General features: G+C 45.5%; 19 protein-coding genes and 1 tRNA gene. 17 read left to right on the forward strand and 3 right to left on the reverse strand.

Annotated elements, in window-relative coordinates:
• Positions 1–46 precede the first annotated feature (46 nt).
• The 10 genes from ACLROL_RS00770 to ACLROL_RS00815 all read left to right on the forward strand — a co-directional run bounded on the left by ACLROL_RS00770 (position 47) and on the right by ACLROL_RS00815 (position 13,004).
• Positions 47–2,623 (forward strand): M64 family metallopeptidase, encoded by a 2,577-nt coding sequence (locus ACLROL_RS00770; RefSeq protein WP_413067155.1) that lies wholly within the window; start codon positions 47–49, stop codon positions 2,621–2,623.
• Between the two features lie 293 nt (positions 2,624–2,916).
• Complete coding sequence (rbsK, locus tag ACLROL_RS00775) at positions 2,917–3,807, forward strand: ribokinase (RefSeq protein WP_287447833.1); 891 nt, start codon at positions 2,917–2,919, stop codon at positions 3,805–3,807.
• Between the two features lies 1 nt (position 3,808).
• Entirely contained in the window at positions 3,809–4,219 is a 411-nt protein-coding gene (gene rbsD / locus ACLROL_RS00780; protein ID WP_087199002.1) for a D-ribose pyranase, read from the forward strand.
• Positions 4,220–4,232: 13 nt separating this feature from the next.
• The gene (locus ACLROL_RS00785; RefSeq protein WP_221919652.1) at positions 4,233–5,723 is read left to right on the forward strand and encodes a sugar ABC transporter ATP-binding protein; all 1,491 of its coding nucleotides are present in this window, start codon (positions 4,233–4,235) and stop codon (positions 5,721–5,723) included.
• Positions 5,716–6,651, forward strand: a complete 936-nt coding sequence (locus ACLROL_RS00790) for an ABC transporter permease (RefSeq protein WP_087199004.1) — start codon at positions 5,716–5,718, stop codon at positions 6,649–6,651. The genes ACLROL_RS00785 and ACLROL_RS00790 overlap by 8 nt, the downstream gene beginning before the upstream one ends.
• Before the next feature lie 18 nt (positions 6,652–6,669).
• On the forward strand, positions 6,670–7,593 hold the full coding sequence (locus ACLROL_RS00795; RefSeq protein WP_413067156.1) for a substrate-binding domain-containing protein: 924 nt from the start codon (positions 6,670–6,672) through the stop codon (positions 7,591–7,593).
• A gap of 132 nt (positions 7,594–7,725) precedes the next feature.
• The gene (locus ACLROL_RS00800) at positions 7,726–8,724 is read left to right on the forward strand and encodes a LacI family DNA-binding transcriptional regulator (RefSeq protein ID WP_413067157.1); all 999 of its coding nucleotides are present in this window, start codon (positions 7,726–7,728) and stop codon (positions 8,722–8,724) included.
• Positions 8,725–8,904: 180 nt separating this feature from the next.
• Positions 8,905–9,405 (forward strand): MarR family winged helix-turn-helix transcriptional regulator, encoded by a 501-nt coding sequence (locus tag ACLROL_RS00805; RefSeq protein WP_087210435.1) that lies wholly within the window; start codon positions 8,905–8,907, stop codon positions 9,403–9,405.
• Positions 9,386–11,119 carry an ABC transporter ATP-binding protein gene (locus tag ACLROL_RS00810; protein ID WP_413067158.1) on the forward strand — a complete coding sequence of 578 codons (1,734 nt, stop codon included), beginning with the start codon at positions 9,386–9,388 and terminating at the stop codon, positions 11,117–11,119. The genes ACLROL_RS00805 and ACLROL_RS00810 overlap by 20 nt, the downstream gene beginning before the upstream one ends.
• Positions 11,112–13,004, forward strand: a complete 1,893-nt coding sequence (locus ACLROL_RS00815) for an ABC transporter ATP-binding protein (RefSeq protein WP_087199009.1) — start codon at positions 11,112–11,114, stop codon at positions 13,002–13,004. The genes ACLROL_RS00810 and ACLROL_RS00815 overlap by 8 nt, the downstream gene beginning before the upstream one ends.
• A gap of 94 nt (positions 13,005–13,098) precedes the next feature.
• On the opposite strand, the gene ACLROL_RS00820 is transcribed toward ACLROL_RS00815, so the two are convergent.
• Positions 13,099–13,602 carry a DUF6512 family protein gene (locus ACLROL_RS00820; RefSeq protein WP_087199011.1) on the reverse strand — a complete coding sequence of 168 codons (504 nt, stop codon included), beginning with the start codon at positions 13,600–13,602 and terminating at the stop codon, positions 13,099–13,101.
• A 124-nt stretch (positions 13,603–13,726) separates the two neighbouring features.
• Positions 13,727–13,799, reverse strand: a tRNA-Thr gene (locus tag ACLROL_RS00825).
• Positions 13,800–14,450: 651 nt separating this feature from the next.
• On the opposite strand from ACLROL_RS00825, the gene ACLROL_RS00830 reads away from it, so the two are divergent.
• The 7 genes from ACLROL_RS00830 (at position 14,451) to ilvC (ending at position 22,404) form a co-directional block, all read left to right on the forward strand.
• Complete coding sequence (locus ACLROL_RS00830; protein WP_087199015.1) at positions 14,451–16,112, forward strand: glutamine--tRNA ligase/YqeY domain fusion protein; 1,662 nt, start codon at positions 14,451–14,453, stop codon at positions 16,110–16,112.
• An 8-nt stretch (positions 16,113–16,120) separates the two neighbouring features.
• A complete protein-coding gene (locus ACLROL_RS00835) occupies positions 16,121–17,518 on the forward strand; it encodes a PLP-dependent aminotransferase family protein (RefSeq protein ID WP_087199017.1) in 1,398 nt (465 codons plus the stop codon).
• 111 nt (positions 17,519–17,629) lie between these two features.
• Positions 17,630–17,854: a hypothetical protein gene (locus tag ACLROL_RS00840; protein ID WP_087199019.1), complete on the forward strand. Its 225-nt coding sequence runs from the start codon at positions 17,630–17,632 to the stop codon at positions 17,852–17,854.
• 189 nt (positions 17,855–18,043) lie between these two features.
• Positions 18,044–18,778 (forward strand): SIR2 family NAD-dependent protein deacylase, encoded by a 735-nt coding sequence (locus tag ACLROL_RS00845; RefSeq protein ID WP_221919645.1) that lies wholly within the window; start codon positions 18,044–18,046, stop codon positions 18,776–18,778.
• A gap of 78 nt (positions 18,779–18,856) precedes the next feature.
• Entirely contained in the window at positions 18,857–20,665 is a 1,809-nt protein-coding gene (locus ACLROL_RS00850; RefSeq protein WP_413067159.1) for an ABC-F family ATP-binding cassette domain-containing protein, read from the forward strand.
• A 111-nt stretch (positions 20,666–20,776) separates the two neighbouring features.
• Positions 20,777–21,313 carry an acetolactate synthase small subunit gene (ilvN, locus tag ACLROL_RS00855; protein WP_087199026.1) on the forward strand — a complete coding sequence of 179 codons (537 nt, stop codon included), beginning with the start codon at positions 20,777–20,779 and terminating at the stop codon, positions 21,311–21,313.
• 74 nt (positions 21,314–21,387) lie between these two features.
• Positions 21,388–22,404: a ketol-acid reductoisomerase gene (gene ilvC / locus ACLROL_RS00860; RefSeq protein ID WP_087199028.1), complete on the forward strand. Its 1,017-nt coding sequence runs from the start codon at positions 21,388–21,390 to the stop codon at positions 22,402–22,404.
• Between the two features lie 135 nt (positions 22,405–22,539).
• Here ilvC and rpsT read toward each other — a convergent pair whose 3' ends face one another.
• A complete protein-coding gene (rpsT, locus tag ACLROL_RS00865) occupies positions 22,540–22,803 on the reverse strand; it encodes a 30S ribosomal protein S20 (RefSeq protein WP_087199031.1) in 264 nt (87 codons plus the stop codon).
• Positions 22,804–22,807: the final 4 nt, after the last annotated feature.

Raw genomic sequence — 22,807 nt, forward strand, 5'->3', positions numbered from 1 at the left:
TTTATGTGATACGATAAAAATAGAAATAAGGAAGGAGGAAAACGGAATGAAAAGGAGTGTGAAGAAAGGAATTGCAGTAATGCTGACACTTGTTTTGGGAGTATTAGCGGGAGTTTCACAGACACCTTTGCTTCATGTCCAGGCGGAGGAAACAGGAGGAAACGAATCACAAAATCCTGCAGTTCCGGATCCGAATCCACATTTGGTGTATGGAGATCCGGATTTGCAGGATGAAGACGCGTTTGTATTGCTGATTCTGGGAGATGGATTTACAGCAGATCAGCAGCAGACATTTTTTGATGAAGCCCAAAAGACAGCGGACTATGTCATGGCTACCTCTCCGTGGGATGAATTTACAGATACGATAAAGATCTATGCGCTTGGAGTGGTATCGAATGAATCAGGAGCAAAAGGGGACAAGGCTATCAACCAGGAGCAGGCAGATGCGGATACGAGAGATACATATTTCGGCTCTGCATATTGGTCCGGCGGAATGCAGAGGCTGCTTACTATCAGTGAGGAGGGATCCAGGAGGGCAAAAGAACTTACGGAAGCTTACCTTCCGAATGCAGATTACAATGTGGTAATCGTCAACGCAACAACTTATGGAGGAAGCGGAGGAAATACGTGTGTCGCTTCTCTGAACAGCGAGTCATTGGAAATGATGCTCCACGAGCTGGGACATACAACAGCAAAGCTTGCAGATGAATATTTCGCAGGGGAAAGCTATGCGGGAGAATATGCAAACATGACGGCCGAGTCCGATCCGGAAAAGGTAAAGTGGAGCAGATTTATCGGGAAAAATGGAGTAGGAGTGTACGAGTACGATAATGGAGGAGATGGATGGTATCGACCGCATGAAAACTGTAAGATGAGATTCCTGGGGAAACAATATGCGTTCTGTGAAGTCTGTAAAGAACAGATACGAAAGACATTTTGCCAGGATTCCAATGTGACGAAGCTGTTCTATCAGCAATATGCAGATGTGATCTATGAACAGCCTGAGGGACAGGGAACGGATATGCGGCAGTACTTTATTCTCCGGAAAGGAGACAATGAGATTACCGGGGATCAGCTTGGAGACGCACTCTCTCTTGTGTACAAAGATGAGGCAGGAAATGTAGTTTCAGGAATCCCGTACGCTCAGGGGACATATACGATAGAAGCTTCTTTTGCGGGAAATGATACATACGATGCCTGCACACAGTCAGCTGTGTATACCATCGAGCCACAGGATTTGTTTAATCTGACAGTGGAATCAAAAGTGTATGACGGAAAACCGGCCAAACTTGATTACACGCTGGATTACGATGGAGAATATACGGTAGAGGCCCATTATACCGGAACAATCCCGTATGCGGCAGAGATCACATACGATTATGACAGTGAGGAAGCTCCGATCAAACCAGGACGTTATCAGGTTGTATTGTCAGCTTACGACAAAGAAACAGGGAATCTGATCAGCAGGACAAGCAGAGATTTCTCTATTTCTTTCAAAGCAACGGCAGTTTCCAATCATGATACGGGAGAATATCCGGGAGCAATGCCGTATTACAACAATAAGACGATTGTGTTTACAGGAGAAGGCTATACGGCAGAAGAGCAGGATGCGTTCGAAAAGAAGGCAAATGAATTCATCGGATATTTCAGGAACACAGAACCATATAAAGAAGCAGATACTTATATGAACTATCATACAGTGGAAGCGGTATCTGAACAGTCCGGTATCGGAACGGAGGAGAAAGACACTTATTTTCGACTCACATATGATGAAAACGGAACTGTTGTCCCGACAGATTATAGTACAAACGGGGCAATGTACATCGGAAATAATGTAGTGACCTCCTACTATAAAGCAACGATCGTTCTCATCAACGATGAAAATGTAAAAAAAGGCGCCACAGTCACAAACAAACGTTTCACTGTATATACGACAGCTGATGAGGCAGGGATGGAATACGCAGCCATGGAACTCCTGAACTATTTCACAGGAAAGGAAGAAGGCTATCGTGCGTCAGATGATCAGCAGAAGGATTCCCAGAGGACAGAGTTCCTAAAAGCGCTCTATTACACATGGTATGGATGGGACTATGCTCCTGTTCTGAGCAGAGCTTATGAGGAAGAATTTGTGGAAAACGGCACGGCATTCGATCTTGCGCCATATTTCCACACTTATGTTCTTGGTAAGGAAGTGCCAGGAATGACTTACCGAATGACTTATTTTGAAGACGAAAACGGACAGCCTGGAAAAGAACTTTCCCAGGCACCTTCCGCAGCAGGCATATACCACGTCAGGGCAGAATTGGTTCCTCCTGAAGGGCAGGACACGACGGAAGTGGTGCTGGACGGTACTACGTATCATCTTCCTCTGGCGCGTGGGTGGACAACTTATGAAATCCAAAAAGCCGGGGAAACGGATCCCGGAAAAGATCCTCAGGACACCAGTAAACCTCAGGATACGAACGAACCTCAGGGTACAGACAAAACTTCCGATCCTAGCAAAGGAGAAGAAGAGGCAATCAAGACCGGGGATACTGCCCAGGCAAGTTTATGGATCTATAGTGGAATAGCAGCGCTTTTGGTAATAGCAGCAACGATTGTTTATAGAAGAAAAAGAAGATAAGAATGCCAGTGTAGCAGAAAAAAGATAGTTTCAATAAGATGTACAAGGGATTCCATGCTGACCCTTGTACATCTTTTTGTTAAAAATACACAAAAATGAAAAAGAAAAGTTTGTATTAATGACGAAAAGGTGCAAAGGGGATTGACATACAGAGACGGCGGAACTATAATATGACCAGGATTTGAAACCGGTTTCAAGAAGAAACTGAAAAAGAAGATCAAGGATCTCAAAATGGAGATCCTTATTTAGGAAATGATTTGAAACCGGTTTCACAAAGAAAGGAGAACAAGGGAATGAAAATTGCGGTAGTGGGAAGCATCAACATGGATATGACAGTGACGGCAGAGAGGATTCCTTTGAAAGGAGAGACGCTGCGAGGGGACAATGTCCGTTTGATTCCGGGAGGGAAAGGAGCGAACCAGGCAGTCGCCATGGCAAGACTTGGGGCGGAAGTAGAAATGTTTGGCTGTGTGGGCGATGACGATAATGGGAGAAAGCTTCTGGATAATCTGAAAGAGTCCGGAGTAAAGACAGACCACATCCATGTGCTGAAAGGTGTTCCGACAGGGATTGCCTTGATCACAGTAGGGGAAAATGATAATACGATCGTTGTTGTCCCAGGAGCAAACGGAAAAGCAGACAAAACATATGCAGAAAGCATCTGCAGGGAACTGGAAGGATATGATATGGTCGTTTTTCAGCATGAAATTCCGCTGGAAACAGTGCATTATCTTATAAAATGGTGCTATGAAAAAGGGATACCTACTGTGTTGAATCCGGCTCCTGCAGCGAAGGTGCCGACAGATATCGTGGAAATGGTCAGCTATCTTACGCCAAATGAACATGAAGCGCGTCTGATTTTTGGAGAAGAGACAAAAACCGAGGAAATGCTGAAAAAGTATCCGGAAAAACTGGTTATCACTCAGGGATCAGAAGGTGTGGTTACCTGTATGAAAAGCGGACAGATTCTTCACGTGCCGGCAAGAAAGAGCAGTGTAGTGGATACGACCGGTGCAGGTGACACATTAAATGGTGCATTTTCGGTAAGGATATGCCAGGGCGACGATATCGAACGGGCTCTTTTGTATGCCAATACAGCCGCAGGGCTTTCGACAGAAAAATTCGGAGCACAGAGCGGAATGCCGCTGGCAGAAGAAGTGGAAAAAGAACTGGAGGAGAAGTAAGGTGAAGAAAAAAGGAATATTAAATAGTGACATTTCAGCGGTTCTTTCCTATATGGGACACACGGACCGGATCTGTATCGGAGACTGTGGTCTTCCTGTGCCGGAAGGTCCGGAGCGGATCGACCTGGCTGTCAAGTTTGGCCTTCCATCTTTTATGGAAGTTCTGAAGGCTGTGGGGGATGACATGAAAATTGAAAAAGTTGTTCTGGCAGAAGAGATCAAAGAAAAGAGCCAGGACTTGCTGGAGGAAGTCACAGAGTATCTGAAAGAAAACGGACTGGAGGGTAATCGGATCGAATTCGTGCCTCACAGTGACTTGAAACTGATGACAAAAGAATGCAAGGCGGTCATCCGCACAGGGGAAACGACGCCGTATGCAAATATCATCCTGCAGTCGGGGTGTATATTTTAAAGGAGGGAGAGACATGCAGATTGAAATGCGGGGCATTAACAAATCGTTTGGCGGAAATGCGGTTTTAAAAAATGCTGGTTTTCTGCTGGATCATGGCGAGATACATGCATTGATGGGGGAAAACGGAGCTGGTAAATCCACTTTGATGAAAATACTGACAGGCGTGTACACAAAAGACGCAGGTCAGGTCATTGTAGACGGACAGGAAGTATGCTACAAAAACCCTCAGGAGGCGGAAAAAGCGGGAATTGTATTTATTCACCAGGAACTGAATGTCCTTTTTGATCTGACAGTGGAGGAAAACATGTTTTTGGGGAAAGAAATCCGAAATCGGTTTGGGATTTGTGATAAGAAAGCCATGCGCGCGGAAGTAAAAAAAATCCTGGACAGACTGGGCGTGAAAATCTCCCCGGAACAGAAGATGAGCGAGTTGTCTGTGGGACAGCAGCAGATGATTGAGATCGCAAAGGCACTGATGGTAGACGCCAAGGTAATCATTATGGATGAGCCGACAGCCGCACTCACGCAAAGTGAGACGGAGGTACTTTTTCAGGTCATCAATTCATTGAGAAAAAAAGGAGTTTCAATCGTATACATATCACACAGGATGGAGGAAATCTTCCAGCTTTGCGACAGGATCACAGTCCTGAGGGACGGAGCCTACATTGATACAAAGCGTATAGCGGACACGGATATGAACGACGTCGTCAAAATGATGATCGGACGGGAAATCGGCGAACGGTATCCATCCCGGAATGTCAAGATTGGCGAAGTTGCTCTTAAGGTAGAAAACCTGACTTGCCCGGGAGTATTTAAAAATGTGTCCTTCGAGGTACACGCCGGAGAAGTCCTCGGCGTATCCGGTCTGATGGGCGCCGGAAGAACTGAGATCATGCAGGCGATCTTCGGAAATATGCCCCATGTGACAGGAAAGATCTCTCTGTACGGAAAAGAGATACAAAACCACAGTCCGGAGCAGGCCATGAGAAACGGCCTTGGATTTATCACAGAAGACCGCAAGACAGAAGGGCTGATGCTGGAAGAAAGCATCCGGAAAAATATTTCCCTTGCAAATCTCGGCCGTATCTCCCGGCACGGAGTCATAAACAAAAAAGAAGAACAGGATCTTGTAAAGAAAGGGATCGAAGAACTGCACATCAAATGTTTTGGCCCGGAACACGAAAGCAATAATCTAAGCGGAGGAAACCAGCAGAAAGTCGTATTTGCGAAATGGATCTATACAGATCCAAAAGTGCTGATTTTGGACGAACCTACGAGGGGAGTAGACATTGGAGCGAAAAAGGAAATCTATCATATTATCAATGACCTTGCCGCAAAGGGAGTAGCTGTCATCATGGTGTCATCCGAATTGCCGGAGGTGCTTGGAATGGCAGACCGCATCATGGTTGTGAGGGAAGGTCTTGTCAGAGGCGTTTTAAGTAAGGAAGAGGCAAACCAGGAAAACATTATGATTCTGGCAACGGGAGGAAATTTAAATGAATAAGCAAAAAACCATCAATAAAATACAAGATATGGGCGCTTTGATCGCGCTGGTTCTTCTAGTCATCGTAATCGGGGTTATCAGCCCTGAATTCAGAACGGTTGGAAACTTTCTTTCTCTGCTGCGTCAGTCTTCCATTAACGGACTGATCGCATTTGGTATGACGGCGGTAATCCTGACAGGCGGTATTGATCTTTCTGTGGGATCTGTGTTGGCGCTGTCCACAGCACTCTGTGCCGGACTGATAGCAAACGGGATGCCGGTAGGAGCTGCCATGCTGCTGGCGCTTGTCATAGGAACAGGACTTGGTCTTATCAGTGGTATACTTGTGACAAAAGGAAGACTGCAGCCATTTATTGCCACACTCGTTACAATGACAGTATACAGAGGTCTGACAATGATCTACATGGATGGAAAGCCGATCTCCAATCTGGGAGACAGCTTTACATTGAAAGTCGTAGGAAAAGGAAATTTTTATCACATTCCGATCCCTGTTATCCTCTTTATCCTGATCTTCGTTCTTTTCATGTTTATCCTTGAAAAAACGACATTCGGAAGAAGAGTGTACGCTACAGGAAGCAATGCGCAGGCAGCCAGACTTGCCGGTGTGAACATTCACAGGACAAAGATGGCAGTATATGCCATCTCTGGTGCAATGGCAGCGCTTTCAGGACTGATCCTTCTTTCCAGGCTTGGCTCTGCACAGCCAAATCTTGGAGACGGATATGAGCTGGATGCCATCGCGTCGGTAGCTCTTGGCGGGACAAGTATGAACGGAGGAAGAGGCCGGATCTGGGGAACGTTTGTGGGCGTTCTGATCATTGCGGTACTCAACAATGGTCTGAATATTCTGGGTGTATCTTCCTATTATCAGGATGTTGTAAAAGGTATTGTTATTCTTATCGCAGTTTTATCAGATAGAAAGCGTTAAAGAAAAGGAGAGAATATTATGTGGATCAAAAAGATAGCGGCAGTGATGCTGGCTGCATTTGTTGGATTTACCATGACAGGATGTAATGCTATTACCATCGATGGAGAAGAGGGGAGCCTTACGGCAGGAGAAAGCGGCGGAAATGGAAACATTGGATTTTCCGTTTCAACTTTGAATAACCCGTTCTTTGTGACATTGAGTGAAGGGGCAGAAGCAAAGGCGGAAGAAGAAGGCGTGGAACTGATCGTCGTGGACGCCGGAGACGATGCGGCGAAACAGACAAGCGACATCGAGGATTTGATCTCAAGGAACATCAGCGTTCTGATCGTCAACCCGGTGGACTCTGATGCAGTTGCACCTGTTGTGCAGGATGCAGTTTCAAGAGGAATCAAAGTTATCTCCGTAGATCGTGTTGTGAATGGAGTAGAAGTGGACTGTGCCATTGCATCGGACAATGTGGAAGGGGCAAGAATGGCCACTGAGTATATGGTAAGCCTGGTCGGAGAAGGAGCAAAAACGGCTGAGATCGAAGGTGTGCCGGGCGCCAGCGCTACCATCGACAGAGGGGAAGGATTCCACATTGTTGCCGATGAAAAGCTGGATGTCGTGTCCAGTCAGACAGCAAACTTCAGTCGATCTGAAGGAATGACAGTCATGGAAAACATGCTTCAGGCAGACTCAGACATCAAAGGAGTATTTGCACATAACGACGAGATGGCTTTAGGAGCAGTGGAAGCTATCGGAAACCGTGATATTGTTGTTGTGGGATTCGACGCTACAGACGATGCCCTTACTGCGATCAAGGAAGGACGAATGGCGGCTACAGTGGCTCAGAAACCAGACCTCATGGGAGAAACAGCAGTTGATACAGCCATCAAGCTGATCAACGGCGAGACGGTGGAAAAGGAAATCCCTGTAGAAGTGGAACTGATCACAAAATAGAAAACAGATAACGCAATACCCTGGCGATACACCGCCGGGGTATTGGCTTACCCCGGGTTGACAGAAAGCATGGAGAAAAATATAATGAAACATGAAACAGTTTTCAAGACCGGAAGGAGTAAGGATACATACATGACCAGTATAAGAGAAGTAGCAAAAATAGCAGGGGTGTCCCCCGCAACTGTATCCAGAGTAATGAATGGAACGGCAAATGTGGATGAGGAGAAGCGCCGAAGAGTGCTGGAAGCAATCCGTCAGACAGGATTTATGCCAAATGAGCTGGCACGGGCTCTGTACCAAAAATCATCAAAAATCATTGGCGTTATCGTACCGGATATTGAAAACCCTTTTTTCAGTGAGCTGGCCAAAGCGGTGGAAGAACAGACTTACCACGCAGGGTACAAAATGCTGCTCTGCAATTCAGATGATGATCCGAAAAAAGAGATGATGAATATCCAGATGCTTGTTCAGATGCGTGCAGAAGGTATTATCATTACAACAAACTGCGACAGCACAAGCCGTGTGCTGAAAGACTGTCAGCTTCCGGTGGTTGTTGTGGATCGTAAGCTGACAGGTGTGAGCGGTACCGCTTTTATCGAGGCGAATCACTATAAAGGAGGCTGCCTGGCAGCAGAGCATCTGATAAAGTGCGGGTGTAAAAACATTGTATGTCTTCGGGGGCCTCAGGCGTATTCAAGCGGTAAGCAGCGATATCAAGGATACCTTGATACCTGCAGAAAATATGGAATCAAAGAGCAGTGTGTGGACTGTACATATGATTATGAGGCCGGCAGACGCGCTGCAAAAGAAATACTTCGGAAATTTCCAAAGGCAGATGGGATTATCGCCTGCAATGATATGGTAGCGATTTCTGTCTATAAGGTGCTGACCGGTGTTGGGAGGCGTATACCCGAAGAAATACAGCTGATCGGATTTGATGACATACGGTTCAGCAGCCTGTGCACGCCGGAGATAACCACGGTGTCTCAGCCAATCCGGGAGATGGGATTTATGGCGGCAGGAATTATCATCCGGCATGTGGAAGGAGGAGAGTTCCAGCAGGAGAACATTTTTGATGTAAAACTTGTCGAGAGGGATACGACAAGAAAGAAGAGTCATCAGGCTCTGTAAAAAATAAAACTGTCAATTTTTATAAAGAGCAAAAGAAGATGCGGGCGGAGCTGGCAATTCCTTATTTCCTTAAGGAATTGCCAACTCCGCCTTTAAAAAAAGAAAAATACTTGACACATCAATTCATACCCGTTATAATCCTATTGTTAGGAAGCGAACAAATAAAAAAGGAGCGGAGAAATGGATGAAGAATTTGAGAAAACGCGGCAAAATCATGCCGGAAGATTGATCCATATGCTTTCCCATCAGCTGAAACGCCGCAGTGCGATGCCGGAGACCGGCACCGGGCTGACGCCGATGCAGAAACATGTCCTGACATACATTTTGTTTGAGACAATGGTAAGAGACATTTATCAGAAAGATATCGAAAAAGAATTCAAAATACGGAGATCCACAGCAAGCGGGATCCTCCAGCTGATGGAGAAAAATGGCTTTATTTACAGGCAGAGTGTGGAGAAAGATGCGCGTCTGAAGCGGATCCTTCCCACTGCCAAAGCGGAGAAAATCCGCATGGAGATTCTGACAAATATCAAGCAGACAGAAGCAAAATTAAAGGAAGGGATACCAAAAGAAAATTTTGAGGTATGCCTGAATGTGATGAGGCAAATGCTTGAAAATCTGTCGGAAAAGAGACAGGAAAATCAAAATTTGGGAGGTAGACATGAACAGGAAACTTTTTAAATCGATTCGAGAGTATAAAAGAGAATCTGTTCTGGCGCCGATTTTCGTCATTCTGGAGGTGTTCATGGAAGTGCTGATCCCTCTTCAGATGGCGAAGATCATCGATATCGGCATTGCCAAAGGCGATTTGGGATATATTGTCAAAATGGGCATTATCCTTGTTGTCATGGCAATGTTGGCCCTGATATTCGGCGCAAAGGCAGGAAATTATGCAGCCAGAGCAGGAGCAGGTTATGCGAAGAATTTAAGACATGATATTTTTTACAAGGTTCAGGAATTTTCTTTCAAAAACATCGACCATTTCTCCACATCCAGCCTTGTTACGAGAATGACAACAGATATTACCAACGTGCAGATGGCATACATGATGAGTATCCGTCTTTTGGCAAGAGCTCCGATCATGATCGTATTGTCGCTCATTATGACGCTGACGATCAGCAGACAGATCGCCCTCTTGTTCCTTATCGTCATTCCGCTTCTTGGAGGAGTGCTGATCTTTATTGCGAAGAAAGCACATCCGCACTTTATCAAAGTATTCGACGAGTATGACATACTGAATAACGGCGTTCAGGAAAACGTCAATGCCGCACGTGTTGTAAAAGCGTACGTGAGGGAAGACCATGAAATCGAGAAATTCCACAAGATTTCTCAAACGGTCTATGATCTCTTTACGAAAGCGGAGAAAATCGTTGCGTGGAATTCCCCGACCATGCAGTTTTTCATGTATTCCGTCATCCTTATCATGGTACTGATCGGCGGACGCAGCATCGTATTCCAGACGATGGAAACCGGGGAACTCACAAGTGTCATCGTCTATGCCATCCAGATCTTAAGTTCACTGATGATGGTGTCTTTTGTGTTTGTCATGATCATGATCGCGGAGGCATCCAGTGACCGTATTGTGGAAGTCCTGGATGAAGTTCCGGAGATGCAGGACAAAGAAGACGCAGTCAAAGAAATCCCGGATGGAAGCATCGATTTCGAACATGTGGACTTCAGCTATGCAGGAGAAGGTGGAAATCTTTCTCTGAAAGATGTCAATATCCATATCAAATCAGGGCAGACTGTGGGGATCATCGGCGGTACAGGAAGTGCAAAATCCACGTTTGTCCAGCTTATTCCTAGGCTTTACGATGTGACGAAAGGATCTGTAAAAGTCGGAGGGATCGATGTAAGGGAATACAATCTGGAAGCACTCCGTGACCAGGTGTCCATGGTGCTTCAGAAAAACGTGCTCTTCTCAGGGACAATTTACGAAAATATCCGCTGGGGAGATGAAAATGCCAGCGACGAAGAAGTGCAGAGAGTATGTAAGCTTGCCCAGGCAGACGGGTTTGTACAGGAATTTCCAGCCAAGTACAACACGATGATCGTGCAGGGAGGAAACAATGTCTCCGGAGGGCAGAGACAGCGTCTTTGTATTGCCCGCGCACTTCTGAAGAAACCCAAAATCCTGATCCTCGACGATTCTACAAGTGCAGTTGACACAAAGACAGACGCTCTGATCCGAAAGGCATTCCGGGAAGAAATTCCGGATACGACCAAGATCATTATCGCCCAGAGAGTTTCATCTGTGGAGGATGCCGATGTGATCATCGTCATGGAAGACGGCCGCATTGATGGAATCGGCACATCCGAAGAACTTTTAAAGACAAATAAGATTTATCGGGAAGTTTACGAATCACAGGTTAAGGGAGGTGCAGACAATGAATAAGAAAGACGATAAAGTAAGGGTCTCAAGAAATACGATTAAGACCGGAAAACGACTTCTTGGATACGTGACAAGACGTTTTAAGCTGCAGTTTATCGCTGTGTTCATCTGCATTATCATCAGCTCCATAGCATCGATATCAGTGTCTTTGTCCCTGAAATTCCTGCTGGATGATTATATCATTCCGCTGATCGGGAAAAAGACGCCGGATTTTTCAGAACTTTACATGGCGCTGACCGTACTTGGAACCATCTTCCTGATGGGAATCCTGGCATCTTTCATCTACACAAGACTGATGGTTTATATTGGCCAGGGAGTGTTAAAAGAAGTCCGGGACGATATGTTTGAACATATGCAGAAACTGCCGATCCGGTATTTTGACCAGAACACAAACGGCTCTATCATGAGTCTTTACACCAACGACACCGACACTCTGCGACAGATGATCAACCAGTCCATCCCGCAGGTATTGATGTCCTCTATCACGATTGTTGTGACGTTCATATCTATGGTAGCACTAAGTCCGCTTCTCACAATTCTGGCTGTCGTGATGATATTCGTGCTGATCTTTGTGACAAAGAAGATTGGCGGAAACAGCGGAAAATATTTCTTAAGACAGCAGATCGCCCTCGCTGATGTGACCGGGTTTGTGGAGGAGAGAATGAATGGGCAGAGAGTCATCAAAGTGTTCAACCATGAACGGGTATCGGAAGAAGAGTTTGACAGGCTGAACGAACAGCTCTACGACAGCGCAGCCAATGCGAATACATTTGCAAACATGATGGGACCGATCATCGGAAATATCGGGAACCTGCAGTTTGTACTCACAGCAGTACTCGGAGGCTTTCTCTCCGTGGCAGGAGTAGGCGGAATCACGCTCGGCGTCATGGCGTCCTATCTCCAGTTTACAAAAAGCTTTACCCAGCCGTTTATGCAGGTGGCACAGCAGTTCAACTCCATTGTCATGGCACTTGCAGGTGCAGAACGGATCTTCAATATGATCGATGAGGAGCCGGAAGTGGATGAAGGTTATGTAACCCTTGTCAATGCGCGAAGAGACGAGGACGGCAACATTGTAGAGTGCAAAGAAAGAACCGGTATGTGGGCATGGAAACATCCGCACAAGGCGGAAGGTACAGTGACCTACACGGAATTAAAAGGAGATGTCCGTTTCTTTGATATGACATTTGGATATACGGATGAAAAGATGGTACTCCACGACGTGACACTTTATGCAAAGCCGGGACAGAAGCTGGCTTTCGTCGGATCGACAGGTGCGGGAAAAACAACCATTACCAACCTGATCAACCGTTTCTACGACGTGCAGGACGGAAAGATCCGGTACGATGGCATAAATATCAATAAGATCAAAAAGGCAGACCTGAGACGGTCTCTTGGCATCGTTCTTCAGGATACCCACCTGTTTACGGGAACGATCATGGAAAATATCCGATACGGTAAGCTTGATGCCACAGACGAAGAAGTATACGAAGCAGCACGGCTTGCACATGCAGACCAGTTTATCAGAATGCTGCCGGATGGATATAATACGAGACTGAGCGGAGACGGGGAAGAACTCTCCCAGGGACAGAGACAGCTTCTTGCCATAGCGAGGGCTGCGGTTGCCAATCCGCCGGTGCTTATCCTGGATGAAGCGACATCCAGCATCGATACCCGTACGGAAAGTATCGTACAGCAAGGTATGGATAACTTGATGAAAGGACGTACAGTCTTTGTTATCGCACACAGACTGTCAACAATCCGAAACAGCGACGCCATCATGGTGCTGGAACATGGACGCATCATCGAACGAGGCGACCACAAAGATCTTATCGCTCAGAAAGGAACATACTATCAGCTTTACACAGGAAAACTGGAACTGTCATAGACAAAACAGAAAAACGCTTTTTCCGGACAGAAATGCGCTGTCTGGGAAAAGCGTTTTTTGTGTTGTGTTTGTATAAAGGCGTATGGAGAAGGCATCAGGAAACCGGCGGATTTTGAAAGAGAGGGATATCAGGCGGAAAATACGTAAAGAGGGCAAAAAAGATGGCAAGAAGAACAACAAAAATGACAGAAGCCTTTCCGATTTTTCGATGATTTTCGATAAGCCGGTATGACAGGAAAAATGCGAAACCGACAGAAAGGATAAAAACACTGATATCCAGAAAAAGCGTGTGAAATCCCAGAATACCCGTGTAAGTGTAGAAAAGAACCGGAATAGCAAAAGTCCCGCCAAGGATTCCGACACATAGTATCGGGAGCAGATCGCGTTTGACCTTCCTATACTTCCAAGACCAAAAAAGGGAGTAGAGAAGCATGGGAAAAAAGAGCAGTTTCATATGTTCCCACGTTGATTCGTTGATCGGGAAGAAAAGGGCGACAATCGGATTGCTCCCGGACCATCCGTAGACAAAATGCCAGATGGAACCAGCAGCAGATACGAACAAAAATCCAAGAACCGAGTAAAACTTTACGTTTTTCATATGACCTCCCTCTACCTGAAGAACAGGATGCATTCAATAGATATAGGATATGCATTCGCGGAGAAGAATAGACGTCTATGTAAGAATAAAAAAAGAACCTTTGATAATCAAAGGTTCCGATCAAAGCTGCCTAGGGGACTTGAACCCCCGACCTCCGCCTTACCAAGGCGACGCTCTACCGACTGAGCCAAGGCAGCACATCAACATGCCTATATATTGTATCTTGAAAATCGTGAGATGTCAAGATAAAAAGAGGAAATTCCTGCTGTCCTGCTGTTCTCACAGATGTTGATGGCTGCCGGTTTGTTAGTCTGGGTAGACAGCATATTTCAAAAGCATCTAACTATGGTGCACATTGGGTAACTGGATATGGATATAATAGTAATTCATCCTCATCCTACGCAATAGTAAATGATGGACATGGCAGAACAGGGGTATCTATTAATCTAAGTTATACGGACTTTGTAGTGCATTAACAGATAAAGGCTATGTTCGTGAGTGATTCTTTGTCATTCATATACAGGTATGAAGCATGTTATACTTTTCGCCTCCTTTTGTCGCTGCAATCTTATTTGCAAAATTTCTCCCACCTCAACAAATTCTGGATGTGAAATTTTATGCAGATGAAGTCCGGATGTTTTTTAGCGAAAATGTGTGGGGAGATCAAAAAATATATCAGCTTTTCAGAACGTGTTTACAAAGAGAGCTTGTGCGTTATGGGTTTGTTGTGATAGGTGCGTGGGCTGTATCCCTTCTTTTTTGCTTGTCCTTATATCTTTTTTATGGTAAGATAAAAATTACGAAATTGCGCAAACAGCTATGAAAAATAAATCCTAGAGGAGGGCTTTATGGAGACAACGGAATCCAAAAATTTTATTGAACAGGAAATAGACAAAGATCTCAGGGAAGGAGTTTATGACCATGTGTGCACGAGGTTTCCGCCGGAGCCAAATGGGTACCTGCACATCGGCCATGCGAAATCCATTCTCCTGAATTATGGACTTGCAAAGAAATACAATGGCGAATTCCATATGCGTTTTGATGATACAAATCCGACAAAAGAGAGAATGGAATTCGTGGAATCTATCAAAGAAGATATCAAGTGGCTTGGAGCAGACTGGGAAGATCATTTATACTTTGCTTCCGATTATTTCGAACAGATGTATGAATGTGCTGTAAAGCTTATCAAGAAGGGAAAAGCGTATGTCTGTGACTTGACGCCGGATGAGATCAGAGAATACAGAGGGACACTCACAGAGCCGGGAAAAGAAAGTCCGTACAGGAACCGTTCTGTGGAGGAAAATCTGGAACTGTTTGAAAATATGAAAAACGGAGTGTACAAAGACGGAGAGAAAGTACTCCGGGCCAAGATCGATATGGCTTCCCCGAACATCAATATGAGGGACCCGATCCTGTACCGTGTGGCACATATGACACATCACAATACAGGAGACAAATGGTGCATCTACCCGATGTACGATTTTGCACATCCGATCGAAGATGCCGTGGAGAAGATCACGCACTCCATCTGTACGCTGGAATTTGAAGATCACCGCCCGCTGTATGACTGGGTTGTCAGAGAGTGTGAGTTTGACCATGGGCCGAGACAGATCGAGTTTGCAAAACTTTACCTTACAAATGTTGTGACTGGCAAGCGGTATATCAAAAAGCTGGTGGAAGAAGGCATCGTAGACGGATGGGATGATCCGCGTCTTGTATCTATCGCAGCTCTCAGAAGGAGGGGATTCACACCGGAATCCATCAAGATGTTCGTGGATTTGTGCGGGGTTTCCAAGGCCCAGAGCTCTGTGGATTACGCGATGCTTGAATACTGTATCCGCGAAGACCTCAAGCTGAAAAGACCACGTATGATGGCAGTGCTCGATCCGGTCAAACTGGTCATCGACAATTATCCGGAAGGGGAAGTGGAATATCTGGAAGCGGACAACAATCTGGAGAATCCGGAGCTGGGAAAAAGGAAGGTCCCATTCTGCAGGGAACTCTATATCGAGAGGGAAGACTTTATGGAAGAACCTCCGAAAAAGTATTTCCGTCTTTTCCCGGGAAATGAAGTCCGTCTCATGAACGCATATTTTGTGACCTGTACAGGATGTGAAAAAGATGAAGACGGAAATGTGACAGTCGTACACTGCACATATGATCCGGAGACAAAGTGCGGAAGCGGATTTACCGGACGAAAAGTAAAAGGAACGATTCACTGGGTACCGGCTCCGTACGCTGTGGAAGCCAAAGTGCGGCTTTATGAGAATCTCATAGACGAGGAAAAAGGCGTATACAATAAAGAAGACGGTTCATTAAATCTGAATCCGAATTCCCTGCAGACGAGAAAATGTTTTGTGGAACCGAATTTCCAGGGTGCGAAAGCATACGACAGCTTCCAGTTTGTACGCCAGGGATATTTCTGTGTGGATGCAAGAGATTCCAGGCCGGACGCTCTTGTGTTCAACCGTATCGTATCACTGAAAAGTTCTTTTAAACTGCCAAAATAGAAAGAATCATGAACGAATTGACCATTCATCTGGAGTCCCGTTCCGGGGCTCCTTTGTATGAACAGATTTATAACTATATCAAGAATGACATTCAGAGAGGACAGATCCCCGCAAGGGAAAAACTCCCTTCCACCCGTTCTCTTGCAAGATACCTGGAAGTCAGCAGAAGTACAGTGGAGCTTGCCTACGAGCAGCTTTTGTCGGAAGGCTATATCGAGTCCGTTCCGTACAAAGGATTTTTTGTTATGGAAGTGGAAGATCTCTACCAGATTCAGGCGATTCGGGAGCCTCGAAGGGAAGGCGGGGAGAAAAAGGAGACATGCATGTATGACTTTTCTCCCAACGGGGTCGATCTCAAGAAATTTCCTTATCATGTCTGGAGAAAGCTTTCCAAAGATGTGCTGTGCGAAGACAGGGCGGAATTATTCCGGCTTGGAGATCCACAGGGAGAATATGGACTCCGAAATGTGATCGCGGCTTACCTGCATCAGGCGCGAGGCGTCAACTGTACTCCTGAACAGATCATTGTGGGGGCTGGAAACGATTATATGCTGTTTCTTCTCCACGCTATTCTTGGAAATGGGCATAAAGCAGCTTTTGAAAATCCCACATACAAACAGGCTTACCGTCTCTTTGGGAGACTCGGCTATCCTGTATGTACAGTAGACATGGACAAAAGCGGGATGGAAGTGGAAAAGCTTCGGAAGATGGATGCGGATATTGCCTACGTTATGCCTTCTCATCAGTATCCACTGGGAATCGTCATGCCGATCCGGCGGAGGATGGAACTGCTTTCCTGGGCAAAAGAGAAAGAAGGGCGCTTTATCATCGAGGATGACTATGACAGCGAATTCAGGTATAAAGGAAAACCAATCCCGGCGCTGAAAGGATTTGATATGGAGGAGAAGGTCATCTACCTTGGAACGTTCTCAAAATCCATTGCCCCTGCCATAAGGATGAGCTATATGGTTTTGCCGCTGCCGCTTTTGGAAGTTTATCGAGAAACGTGCCGGTTTATCAATCCAACAGTGTCCCGTGTGGATCAGATGATTCTTCAGAAATTTATAGAAGACGGACATTACGAAAGACATTTGAACCGGATGCGCGCTATTTATAAAAGCAGACACGATATACTCCTCGGATGTCTGAAACCTTTTTCACGGATCTGCAGGATCTCCGGGGAAAATGCAGGAGTTCATCTCCTTCTGACATTTGACGACGGACGAACTGAGGAGGAACTGATCAGACAGGCTAAAGAGCAGGGGATCCGAGTCTGCGGGCTGTCATCTTACGATGCCAGAGAGCAGAAAAGAGGGAAAGCATCTGTGATTTTAGGATATGCAAATCTGGAGGAAAAAAAGATTGTGGAAGCGGTGGAGATCCTGAAAAAGATTTGGATCCCATAATGTGCAAAAAAGATAAAAAATGGCTTTAAAAAACCACAGGAAAAGGGTATAATAACATGGCTGCACGATGTGCGGGACAGAATATATTAATAGATTCACAGGAGAAAAGCGATGAGAGAAGTATATGTAAGTATCAATTCTATGGAAAAGGCCAAAGGATTGAACAGCATCTTAAGACGTATGGACGGAGACTTTGATCTGATTCAGGGAAGAATGACGATCGACGGGAAATCGTTCCTTGGAATCCTGAGCCTGGATCTTTCCAAACCAATCAAGATGATCATGCACGATGCAGATGATACAGAAGTCAACGAGCTGAGTGAATATCTTGCGTAAATGGGAAAACACAGGATTTACTGTTGACACAAAGAACAAGGATGGCTTTGGCTGTCCTTTTTTGTATCGTATGTGAAAACAGAGACAAAAGAGGAAATCCAGCTTGTATCGCATAAATCCATATAGTATAATAAATAAAAAGGTCATCGGACATACGGATGGCCCGCATGGCTGAAAGGGAGGGGTTCCATGCAGGAGAAGAGCAAACTGGATATTTTGAAAGAAATTGTGGATCAAGGGCAGTATGTGGTTGTTCTTTGTGGTTCCGGAATGTTGGAAGAATGTGGCTTCCACTCTTTGAAGGATCAGAATGCGGCGTATGAGATTGAAGAAAAATACGGAAGATCACCGGAATATCTGTACACGGATGCATTTTTTAATACGAGGACAGAAATGTTTTTCGAGTTTTATAAAAATGAGATCCTTGTAGAACTTGAACCGACGGAATCCGTGAAAACCCTGGCAGCTATGGAAAAAGCAGGAAAGCTTAAATGCATTATAACAAGCAATATCTATGAACTGAGCGAGCGGGGCGGATGCAGAAATGTCATCGATCTGCATGGCAGCATTTACAGAAATAAATGCATGCGGTGCCATAAAGAATATTCGTTGGAATATATCAAGAATGCGCCGAAGATTCCGTATTGTGAAGACTGTCACGGAGTAGTACGGCCGGGAGTTTCGTTTTTCGGAGAGATGCTGGACAGTGATAAACTCTCGCGGACGCTGGAAGAGATCGAAAAGTGTGACGTGCTTCTTTTGCTTGGGACGTCGCTGAGTTCGGAAGTTTTTCACAATTACGTCCGTTGTTTTGAGGGCAGCAGGATTGTTGTCATACATACCAAACCAACCTTGATGGACGACAAGGCGGATCTGGTCATCTACGATGAGCCAAGGAATATCCTGCCTGAATTGGGATACTAAAAAAGTAAGTGGAGGAAGGCACTGTCAAATCAGTGCCTTCTTCTTTTGGAAAAAGCAATACAGACGAGGAGTAGTAACATGAATATCTTGAACTTGGAACATATCAGCAAACTATTTGGAGATAAAATGATTTTTGATGATGCGTCTTTTGGGGTGCAGGAAGGAGACAAGGTCGGGATCATCGGCATCAACGGGACAGGAAAATCTACGCTCCTTCGGATGATCGCAGGGGAAGAAGAGCCGGATGGAGGACAGATCGTAAGGCAGAATGGACTGAAGATCGCCTACCTTTCCCAGAGCCCGGTATTTGAACCGGAGGATACCGTGCTTACCTATGCCTCCGATGGGAAGGAAGATGCCTGGATCGTGCAGAGCAATCTGACTCGCCTTGGGATCATGGATTTTCAGGCAAAGATGAAAACTTTATCCGGAGGACAGAGAAGAAGGGCAGCCCTTGCCAAAGTGCTTGCGGAAGATTTCGATCTGCTTCTTCTGGACGAACCGACGAACCATCTGGATGATGAGATGATCGTGTGGCTGGAAAACTATTTGAAAAATTACAGAGGGGTTATACTCATGGTTACACATGACCGCTATTTTCTCGATAAAGTGTCAAACCGCATCTTGGAGATCAGCCGGGGGCAGTTTTACAGCTATGAGGCCAACTATTCACGATTCCTGGAGCTCAAGGCGGAGCGTGAAGAAAGAGAGCTTGCCTCAGAACGGAAACGCCAGAGTATCCTTCGTATGGAAATGGAGTGGGCAAAAAGAGGATGCCGTGCCAGAACTACCAAACAGAGGGCAAGGCTTGACAGGCTGGAGGCTTTGAAGAACGGCAGAGCTCCACTGGCAGATCAGGCGGTGGAGATGGATGCGGCAGAGACGAGGATGGGAAAGAAGACGATTGAGCTGAAGCATATCACAAAAAGTTACGGGGACAGAACAGTCATAAACGATTTTGATTATATCGTTCTTAGAAATCAGCGTCTGGGGATTATCGGTCCGAACGGATGCGGCAAATCTACCCTCCTTCGGATGATCGCAGGGGAGATAGCACCTGACAGCGGAGAAGTGGATATTGGGGAAACGATAAAAATCGGATATTTTGCCCAGGAAGTTCCAGATATGGATGAAGACAAAAGAGTGATCGATTACATACGGGATATCGGAGAGTACGTCCAGACAAAAGAAGGCAGAATCAGTGCCTCCCAGATGTTGGAACGGTTTTTATTTACGCCGGAGATGCAGTACACACCGGTGTCGAAGCTGTCAGGAGGGGAGAAAAGAAGGCTTTATCTTTTGAGCATCCTGATACGTCAGGTCAATGTCCTCCTCCTCGATGAACCATCCAACGATCTGGATATACCGACCCTCACAATTCTGGAAGACTACCTGAATTCATTTTCCGGCATTGTCATCGCCGTGTCCCACGACCGGTATTTTCTGGACAATATCGCGGACCGTATTTTTGAGATTGGAGATGGAGGGCATCTTGTTCAGTACGAAGGAGGGTATACCGACTATCTGGAAGCCAGGGAAAAGAGAAGCACCTGGAAGGCCGAGGCTGAAAAGGAAGGAGAAAAACAAGGACAAAAAGAAAAGAAAGACAGTGTAAAAACGTGGAAACAGAATCGCCCGGCCAAGCTGAAATTTACATTCAAAGAGCAAAAAGAGTACGAGACGATCGATGGAGACATCGCCAATCTCGAAAAAAAAATCCAGCAGATCGATCAGGATATGATGGCAAATGCCACCAATTCCCTCCGTCTGTCCGAGCTTTCCGAAGAGAAAGAAAAGGCAGAGCAGGCACTGGAAGAAAAAATGGAGCGCTGGGTCTACCTGAATGACCTGGCGGAGAAAATAGAGAGACAGAAAGAAGAAAAATAAAAGAAAAGTTTGTTTTTTCTTTATTTCTTTACTTGACAAAAGTGTGATTCGTTGTTACAATAAAAAAACAGAACGCACTCTGTTTTTGAAAATGAAAGTGGAGGTAAGTTTATGAGGAAACAGGTTTATTCTTTGCTGGTGGATAATACACCGGGTGTATTGAGCCGGATCGCCGGGCTGTTCAGCAGACGTGGGTACAGTATTGACAGTATCACGGCGGGTGTCACGGCGGATGACCGTTTTACAAGAATTACGGTTGTGGCAAGCGGAGATGAAATGATTCTTTCACAGATTGAGAAGCAGGTAAGAAAGCTGGAGGATGTGATCGAAATCAAGCTTCTGAAAGATGAGGAATCGGTATACAGAGAGCTGATTCTCGTAAAGATCAAAGCGGATGCGGCGATGCGTCCGGGAATCATCGCTACAGCGGACGTTTTCCGTGCTAAGATTATCGATGTGGAGAAGGAATCCCTCATCATCGAGCTTACCGGGGCTCAGTCAAAGATCGAAGCATTTTTGAATCTTCTGGATGGGTATGAGATCCTGGAACTTGCAAGGACCGGAATTACCGGACTCTCCAGAGGAAGCCAGGATGTGACGGACGCTGATGAGATCATGAGGAAGAAAGCAGAGTATGAAGGACTGTAGACTGTAATATGCAGCAAAGCTGAAGGGGAAGCCCTTTGACGAATATAATTTCAGAAATCAGGAGGAGATTAGAAATGAACAAACCAAAAATCTACTATCAGGAAGACTGCAATTTATCTTTGCTGGAAGGAAAAAAGATCGCTGTGATCGGATACGGAAGCCAGGGGCATGCACATGCATTAAACCTGCAGGAATCCGGATGTGATGTGGCTGTCGGCCTTTATGAAGGAAGTAAATCAAAAGCCAAAGCAGAAGCACAGGGCGTCAAAGTCATGACAAATCAGGAAGCTGCAAAATGGGCTGATATCATCATGATCCTGATCAACGATGAACTGCAGGCTGATATGTATAAAAAAGATATCGAGCCAAATTTGGAAGAAGGCAAGATGCTCATGTTTGCGCATGGCTTTGCCGTACATTTCGGACAGATTAAACCTCCGGCAAATGTGGATGTTGCCATGATCGCACCGAAAGCTCCGGGCCACACAGTAAGAAGTACATATGTGGACGGACAAGGCGTTCCGGCTCTTGTATGTGTAGAACAGGATGCCACAGGCAAAGCGCTTGATCTCGCTTTGGCATACGGTGCTGCCATCGGATGTGCGAGAGCAGGTCTTCTTACAAGTACATTCCAGATCGAGACAGAGACAGACCTCTTCGGAGAACAGGCAGTTCTCTGTGGTGGTGTATCTGCCCTTATGCAGGCTGGATTTGAGACTTTGGTGGAAGCAGGATATCCGGCAGAAAATGCATACTTTGAATGTATCCATGAAATGAAACTTATCGTTGATCTGATCTACCAGAGCGGATTTGCAGGAATGAGATACTCTATCTCCAACACAGCGGAATATGGCGATTACATTACAGGACCGAAGATTATCACAGAAGATACAAAGAAAGCGATGAAGAAGATTCTTGCAGATATCCAGGATGGAACATTTGCAAAAGACTGGCTGCTGGAAAACAAGATTGGGGCACCTCACTTCCATGCTATGAGAGCAAAAGGCGCTCAGCATGAATCTGAAGTCGTAGGAGCTGAACTGAGGAAACTTTACAGCTGGGCTGAAGATGACAAGCTGATCAACAACTAACAGAAAGAAATAAGATGATAAAGCCAGGCGCAGAAGACAACGTTGCTTCTGCGCCTGTTTACCATCAAAAAAAGAACAGGCTCTGACGGTTTGAGACTGTTCTTTCTTTTTTGTCATACTATATCACTATATGGATTACGCGATAGAGTTAACAGCTTTTGTGAGACGGGAAATCTTTCTTCCACATGTATTTTTGTGGTATACTCCTTTTCCGCCAGCTTTGTTGATTTCAGAAATTGCAACGCTCAGTGCTTCTTTTGCAGCAGCAGCATCATTCTTAGCAACAGCTGTTTCCACTTTTTTCACGCAAGTTTTTACTTTAGATTTGATAGCTTTATTTCTGGCAGTTCTAGTTTCAGCAACTAAAATTCTTTTCTTTGCGGATTTAATGTTAGCCATGACC

Source organism: Sellimonas sp. (assembly GCF_047234585.1).
Taxonomy (GTDB): Bacteria; Bacillota; Clostridia; order Lachnospirales; family Lachnospiraceae; genus Sellimonas; species Sellimonas caecigallum.